We start from the raw sequence: 7,167 nt of genomic DNA on the forward strand, positions 1-7,167 counted from the left end.
AGGAGACCGCGATGAAGACACCACGTACAGCGTTGACCAGGCTCACGGTGATGATCGCCGGCGCCGCCCTACTAGCCGCCGGATGTGGGAACGACGACGACAACTCCGTCGGCACCGGAGACGGGCAATCGATCCGGCTCGTGGTCGCCCAGTACACCGAAGGGACTCAGCCCTACTGGGAAGAATTCATCGAGGAGTTCGAGGCGGAACATCCTGGCACGTCGGTAGAACTCCAGGTGATCGACTGGGGCAACTTGCGCAGTCAGGTCAACACCATGATCCAGACCCAGCAGATTCCGGATCTGCTGAACATCAACCTCTTTGCCGACTACGCGGAGGCGGACCTGCTCTACCGGGCCGACGAGGTCATGTCTGACGAGCAACTGGCCGATTTCGTCCCGGCCTTCGCCGAGAACGCATCGTACGACGGCACTCAGTACGCCTTCCCGTTCGTCGCCACGGTCAACGGGATGTACTACAACGCCACCATCTTGGAAGAAGCCGGACTCGACGGGCCGCCGGAGACGTGGGACGAATTCCGCGATGCCGCCGAGAAGATCGCCGACCTACCCGGCGACTACGTGCCGTACGCGCTCGCACTCGGCAGCGAAGGGGGCACCGGAGAGTTCGGCACCTGGGCCCGGTCCAACGACGGTGACTGGATGATCGATGGCGAGTGGACGATCAACGGGGACCGCAACGTCGAGACCCTCGAGTTCCTCGCCGAGTTGTCCGAGGACGGCCTCACCCAGCCCAACCCAGGTCAGACCAACCGGGCCGACGGAACCTGGCCGCTGTTCGCCCAAGGGCGCGCCGCGATGGTCTATGCCTCGTTCGGCACTCGTGCGTTCATGGGCCCGGTCGAAGAGTCCGGCATCGAGTTCGGCGTGGCCACACATCCCACCAACAACGACGCCGAACCGTCCACCCACGGCATCCAGGACTACCTGATGGCCTTCCGCAAGGAGGACAACCAGCAGGCAGTGTCGGACTTTCTGGCCTACTTCTACCAGCCGGAGAACTACGCCGAGTACCTGCGCGTGGAAGGGCTGCTCCCGACGACGGAGTCCGGTGCCAACGAGTTCCGCGACGACGACGAGTTCGGGCAGTACGTCGAACTGCTGGAGCACGCCCGCTTCGACCCCGCCGCTCAGCCGGTGTGGGCGGAGCTGCGTGGCACGCTCGACAGTGACCTCGGCACCGGCGTGGCCCCGAACGCCGACCCCCAGGAGCTGCTCGACCGGATTCAGAGCATCGCCGAAGCCGGGCTGTGAGCTCAGGTGTGCGCGACGCTCCGGGACTCCGGCCGACCAGCAGGATCTCCTACCGTGGGCCGGTCCCAAGTGATCCGGCCAGTACGGTCGGCTGCGTCACCGAGGGAGAATTCTTCTGCCGTGGGTGGATCAAACAGGTCCTCCCAGAACGTCAAGCGGCCGCTGCCCAGCGCGGTCGAATAGGTCAGGCCATGGCCGTCGAGATCATAGATCCGGTACGCCGACGCGCCGGGGCCGAGCCCACCCGCGGTCATCTGCACACAATGGTCACCGATCGGCCGCACCGAGTTGACGTGTACGTGCCCGCACGCGTACACAGCGACGTTGCGGTGAGCCAGGATCAGCTCGAGCAGCGCCGGTGCCGTGGTCGGCAGAAATTCGGCCGACCCGAACTCGATCGAGACATCGGCGTCTCGCGTGTCCACCACCGGGTAATGTCCGCACAGAATCACCGGGCGGTCGTCGGCGGCCAGCAAACGCTCCAGCCGGGGCAACGCGCCGTCCGGGTCCCCCTCCCGCAACCCGATACCGATTACCCGGACGCTGCCGAGGTCGTGGCTGACCACCGGACTCGGGTGGAAGATCGTGCCGTAATGCGTCTCCGGATACGGCACGTCCTGGTAGGCCTCGTTCTCGGGATTGTCCACCGCACGCGCGGGGCTCGGGCCGAGGTCATGATTCCCAGGAACGGTCAGGGCCGGCGCCCCCAGTCCGCTGATCCACTCCCGGGCCAGCACGAGGTGCTCGCGGTATCGGGCGCCGTAGTTGGTCACGTCTCCCGTCACGATGATCAGATCAGCTCCGGTTCGCCTGAGCTGGATCCGATCACGTTCGAGCGATGCCATCAAGCCTGGGAAGCGCCGCTCGGGTTCGGGCTCGATATGCAGGTCAGAGATATGCACGATGCGCATCGGTACGGCGCTCCTTGCTCCGGTTCACCCGGTCCAGTCGCTCAGTTCAGACTAATGATGCTTGTTTATGACTGAGTTAAGATATAAACGATTATAAATGGTCAGCTTACTGCGTTTCCCACCGCCGTCGCTGATCCCGAATGCACCACGAGACGGCGTCGAACACGCACTGGAGGTTCCTTTGACGAGCACGACCCACGTCCACGCCGAGATCGAGACCCAACCTGACTGCTGGCGGCAAGCGGCGCAGTTGGCATCGTCATCTGTCGCACAGCTACCTCGCCCAGGCGAACGGGTCGCGGTCGTCGGCTGTGGTACGTCCTGGTTCATGGCGGAGGCCTACGCGACCCTGCGAGAACACCGCGGGCAGGGGGAGACCGACGCGTTCGCCGCATCCGAGTATCCGGCCGACCGCCGTTACGACCGGATCGTGGCGATCACCCGCTCCGGAACCACCAGCGAGGTCCTCGACCTCCTCCGCGACGCGACCCCACACACACCAACGGTCGCCCTGACCGCCGATCCAGCAACACCCGTCGCCGATCTCGCGGGCGAACTCGTCGTGCTCGATTTCGCCGACGAGAAGTCGGTGGTCCAGACCCGGTTCGCCACCAGCGTCATCGCCTTGTTGCGCACTCACATCGGCGACGAGATCGACACGGCCCGGGCACAGACGGAACAGATCCTGAACAGCCCCGCAGACGACGCTCTCACCGGGTACCGCCAGTTCGTCTACCTCGGCCAGGGCTGGACGGTTGGCCTGGCACACGAGGCGGCGCTGAAGATGCGGGAAGCAGCTCTGGCCTGGGCGGAGTCGTACCCCGCCATGGACTACCGGCACGGTCCGATCAGCCTGGCCGACCCGGATGGCGTGGTGTGGTTCGTCGGCGGCGCCGCCCCCAGCGGTCTGATCGACGAGGTACGCGCCACAGGTGCTCACGTCGTCGCCGATCAGCTCGATCCCCTGGCCGATCTAGTCCGCGCGCAGCGTCTCGCGGTCGCCGCCGGCCTGACCAAAGGGCTCGACCCGGACCGGCCCCGCAATCTCAACCGTTCCGTCGTCCTGGAGGCGAGCCGACGTTGAACACCCCATCGGACACGATCGTCGCCCTTGATGTCGGGGGAACCTGGCTCAAGGGCGCTGCTCTTGCCCGCGACGGGACCGCGCTGACATCGCTCAGCCGCAGCACTGGTGCGGCGGACGGACCCGAAGCGGTCATCGAGCACATCCTCGACGCACTGGTCGAGGTCCGGGACCATCCGGCTACCGGACAGCCTGCCGCCGTCGGCCTGGCTGTTCCCGGCATCGTGGACGTCGCCGCAGGCAGGGCGGTGTGGTCGGAGAACCTGCGCTGGAAGGACGTGCCTATCCGGGCCCTCGCCGAAGAGCGGACCGGACTGCCGGTCGCGCTCATGCACGACGTCCGGGCCGGCGGTCTCGCCGAAAGCCAGGTCGGTGCCGCGGCCGGGCACGCCAACGTGTTGTTCGTCCCCATTGGGACAGGTGTCGCCGCCGCCATCATCGTCGACGGCCGGATCCTCGACGGCCAGGGCATGGCTGGTGAGCTCGGCCATGTCGACGTGGGCCACACCGAGCCGTGCGCCTGTGGCGGCGCCGGCTGCCTGGAGGCGATCGCGTCGGCAGCGGCAATCGCCCGGCGTTACTCGGCCCGGTCCGGAATACAGGTCACCGGCGCGGCCGATGTCCTGGCTCGCAAACAGGCCGGGGATCCGGACGCCGGCGAAGTTTGGGCCCAAGCCGTCGACGCCCTGGCGCTGGCGCTGGCCATCGCGTGCTCACTCCTCGCACCAGAAGTCATCGTGCTCGGTGGCGGCCTGGCCCAGGCCGGCCCCGAACTCTTCAAGCCATTGTCAGCCGGGCTCTCCCACCGGCTCACGTTCCAGCGACACCCTCGGCTCGTACCGGCCACGCTCGGCGACCGTGCAGGCTGCATCGGTGCCGGGATGATGGCACAGGCGCTCATTGACAAGCGGGCGGAGACCGGCGGATGACGATCGTGACCGTCACCCCGAACCCGGCGCTGGATGTCACCTACCTCGTGGCCGCACTGCGCCCCGGCCAGATGCACCGAGTCCACTCCGTGGCGTCGCGTCCCGGGGGGAAAGGCATCAACGTCGCACGAGTACTGCACCGACTGGGTGTCCCAGTGCTCGTGACCGGTCTCGTCGGCGGCCCGGACGGTACGGCTCTGCGGGCCGGCCTGTATGAGCTCGGCATCGACGATCAGCTGGTCGACGCGGACATCGCCACCCGCCGCACAGTGACCGTCGTCGAGAACGGCTCGGGAGCCGCCACCCTGCTGAACGAACCCGGACCGGTGCTCGACGCCGACCAGTGGGACAGGCTGGCCACGCGTGTCACCGATCTGCTGCGGGCCGACGCCGAGGTCGTCACCTTCTCGGGTAGCCTCCCACCCGGTGTCCCTCCAACCGCACTCGCCGATCTGGCCAGCACCGTGACCGGCACCGGCGTCCCGGCGTTGGTCGACACCTCTGGCCCGGCGCTGACAGCAGTCGCCCAAGCGGCCGCCCACCGGCCAACCGACGGGGCCGCTGGCCGCCTCGTCCTCAAACCCAACGCCGAGGAGCTGGCTGAGGTCACGGGGCTCAGTGAGCCACGCCGCGCCGCGGCCAACCTGCGAGCCACCACCGGCGCTACCGTGGTGGTCTCGCTGGGCCCGGACGGGCTGCTGGCCGCCACACCTGAGGGCATCTGGTCCGCCCGGTTGCCCGAACCGCTCAGCGGCAACCCGACCGGCGCTGGTGACTCCGTCGTCGCTGCGCTAGCAATGGGCATACACAACTCCCTGAGCTGGCCGGAGACGCTCCGCTCAGCATGCGCGGTATCGGCCGCCACCGTCCTCGCGCCCGTGGCCGGCGAATACGAGCCGGCTGAATACCGGCGCCTGCGACATGCCGTAGACATCGAAGAGGTGACTCTGTGACCCTGGCAACCACGACCGAGATCCTCCGACCGGCCGCCAAGGCAGGACAGGGAGTAGGGGCGTTCAACGTCATCCTGCTCGAGCATGCTGAGGCGTACGTCGCCGCCGCGGAAACCACGGGGTTACCCGTCGTCCTGCAGATCAGCGAGAACTGCGTGCGCTATCACGGCGCACTCGCGCCACTCGGCCTGGCCACACTGGAGCTCGCCCGCCGCTCGTCCGTGCCGGTCGCGGTCCATCTGGATCACGCTGAGGACGTCGCCCTCGTTCACGAGGCGGTCGAACTCGGCTTCACCAGCGTGATGTACGACGGCTCAACGTTGGATTACGAGACCAACGTGGCGCGCACGGCCGAGGTCGTCGCACACTGCCAGCAACGTGGCGTGCCGGTCGAAGCCGAACTCGGGGAGGTCGGTGGGAAAGACGGCGTGCACGCACCCGGGGCCCGGACCGACCCGGGCGAGGCCCGCGCGTTCGTGGCCGCGACCGGAGTCGACGCGCTGGCTGTCGCCGTCGGCAGCTCCCACGCCATGACCGCGCGCCACGCCGTTCTCGACGAGACTCTGATCCGCGAGCTGGAACAGGCGGTCCCGGTCCCCCTCGTGCTCCATGGTTCGAGCGGGGTGCCGGATTCCGGGCTCACCGCCGCCGTACGTGCCGGCCTGACAAAGATCAACATCGCCACCCACCTCAACGTGGTGTTCACCTCAGCGGTGCGAGATCGACTCGCCCGTGACGATGGCACCGTCGATCCCCGCAAGTACATCACCTCCGGGCGCGACGCTGTCACCACCGAAACCGTCCGCCTGCTGGAACTCCTGCACGGAGCCGGCCGATGAGCGCCCCGGCCCACACCGACGGTGACGCCACAGTCGCGATACGGGTCCTGACGTTCAACATCCGCCATGGCGAAGGCATCGACGACCGTCTCGATCTCGAGAGAATCGCCCGGATCATCCATGCCGCCGACGCCGACGTCGTGGCCCTGCAGGAGGTAGACCGGCATTTCGGCGGCCGCAGCCAGTTTCTCGATCAGACCTGGTGGCTGGGCCGCCGCCTCGGCATGACCGCGGTGTACGGCCCAGACATGACTCTGCCGCCGCCAGACATCGGCCGTCCACTGCGGGAATACGGCAACGCGATCTTGAGCCGGCTCCCAATCGAGACGTGGGACCACGTTCCGTTGCCGGCCTGGCCTGGTTTGGAGTCACGTGGACTGCTGCGCGCGTCGGTCCTGGCCGACAAGGTCCCGGTCGCGGTGTGGACCGCCCACCTCTCCCACGAAAACCCGGAACAACGAGCGGAGCAGGCCCGCGCCATCACCCGGATCATCCCCGAGGCACCGACCCGGCTCATCCTGACCGGCGACCTGAACGACGTGCCCGAAAGCCCGACCCTCTCCGAGCTCACCCGCACATTGACCGACACGTGGGCGGCCACCCGTACCGAGCATGGCCGCACCTACGACTCGGTGACCCGGACAATTCGCATCGACTACATCCTGACCTCTGCTGACGTCGGTATCGCCCGAGTCGACCTTATCGACGTGGGTGACGCGTCCGACCACCTCGCCGTCATCGCGGATCTCCTCGTGCCCAGGGAATAGCCTATGCTTCGTGCCACCCGTCGCCGTTCGGCCCGCATCACGTCCATTGTCGAGCAGCTGGTGGCGGGTGCCGAGGTGAGTGTGCGGTCCCTGGCCCGCGAGTTCCGCGTGTCCGCTGCCACAATCCGCCGCGACCTCGTCCTTTTGGAGCAGCAAGGAATTCTCTCCCGGACCCACGGCGGCGCGGTGTCGTCCGATGAATTCGCTGCGCCCCCCTTGCCTTATCGCGCCGAGCACACCGAGGCGAAAGCCCGAATCGCCGTCCGCGCCGCGGCATCGATACCGGCTCTTCACAATCGAGGGTGTAGCGGTCGGCGGTGGGCGTCGGCGGTGCGTCGGTGTCCGGATAGAGGTCGAGGTCTCCCGATGATGGAGGTTCCTACGCCGCCCATCTGGAAGACCTCGACGTG

Annotated in this window: 8 protein-coding genes; 7 read left to right on the forward strand and 1 reads right to left on the reverse strand. The window is 67.4% G+C overall.

Annotated elements, in window-relative coordinates; translation table 11 throughout:
• Positions 1-11: 11 nt before the first annotated feature.
• Positions 12-1,274: an extracellular solute-binding protein gene (locus F7O44_RS12210; protein ID WP_162450484.1), complete on the forward strand. Its 1,263-nt coding sequence runs from the start codon at positions 12-14 to the stop codon at positions 1,272-1,274.
• A gap of 2 nt (positions 1,275-1,276) precedes the next feature.
• On the opposite strand, the gene F7O44_RS12215 is transcribed toward F7O44_RS12210, so the two are convergent.
• The gene (locus F7O44_RS12215) at positions 1,277-2,185 is read right to left on the reverse strand and encodes a metallophosphoesterase family protein (RefSeq protein ID WP_162450485.1); all 909 of its coding nucleotides are present in this window, start codon (positions 2,183-2,185) and stop codon (positions 1,277-1,279) included.
• A gap of 181 nt (positions 2,186-2,366) precedes the next feature.
• Between F7O44_RS12215 and F7O44_RS12220 the strand changes: the two genes are divergently transcribed.
• The 6 genes from F7O44_RS12220 to F7O44_RS32310 all read left to right on the forward strand — a co-directional run.
• Positions 2,367-3,269 carry an SIS domain-containing protein gene (locus F7O44_RS12220; protein ID WP_162450486.1) on the forward strand — a complete coding sequence of 301 codons (903 nt, stop codon included), beginning with the start codon at positions 2,367-2,369 and terminating at the stop codon, positions 3,267-3,269.
• Positions 3,266-4,198 carry an ROK family protein gene (locus tag F7O44_RS12225; protein WP_187361253.1) on the forward strand — a complete coding sequence of 311 codons (933 nt, stop codon included), beginning with the start codon at positions 3,266-3,268 and terminating at the stop codon, positions 4,196-4,198. Before F7O44_RS12220 ends, F7O44_RS12225 begins: the two co-directional genes overlap by 4 nt.
• Entirely contained in the window at positions 4,195-5,151 is a 957-nt protein-coding gene (locus F7O44_RS12230; protein WP_162450487.1) for a 1-phosphofructokinase family hexose kinase, read from the forward strand. The genes F7O44_RS12225 and F7O44_RS12230 overlap by 4 nt, the downstream gene beginning before the upstream one ends.
• Positions 5,148-5,990 (forward strand): ketose-bisphosphate aldolase, encoded by an 843-nt coding sequence (locus tag F7O44_RS12235; protein WP_162450488.1) that lies wholly within the window; start codon positions 5,148-5,150, stop codon positions 5,988-5,990. The genes F7O44_RS12230 and F7O44_RS12235 overlap by 4 nt, the downstream gene beginning before the upstream one ends.
• A complete protein-coding gene (locus F7O44_RS12240; RefSeq protein WP_162450489.1) occupies positions 5,987-6,757 on the forward strand; it encodes an endonuclease/exonuclease/phosphatase family protein in 771 nt (256 codons plus the stop codon). The genes F7O44_RS12235 and F7O44_RS12240 overlap by 4 nt, the downstream gene beginning before the upstream one ends.
• Before the next feature lie 3 nt (positions 6,758-6,760).
• The coding region (locus F7O44_RS32310) for a DeoR family transcriptional regulator (protein WP_162450490.1) at positions 6,761-7,167 on the forward strand (407 nt) is incomplete at its 3' end.

The sequence above is a fragment of the Phytoactinopolyspora mesophila genome (assembly GCF_010122465.1).
Lineage (GTDB): Bacteria > Actinomycetota > Actinomycetes > Jiangellales > Jiangellaceae > Phytoactinopolyspora > Phytoactinopolyspora mesophila.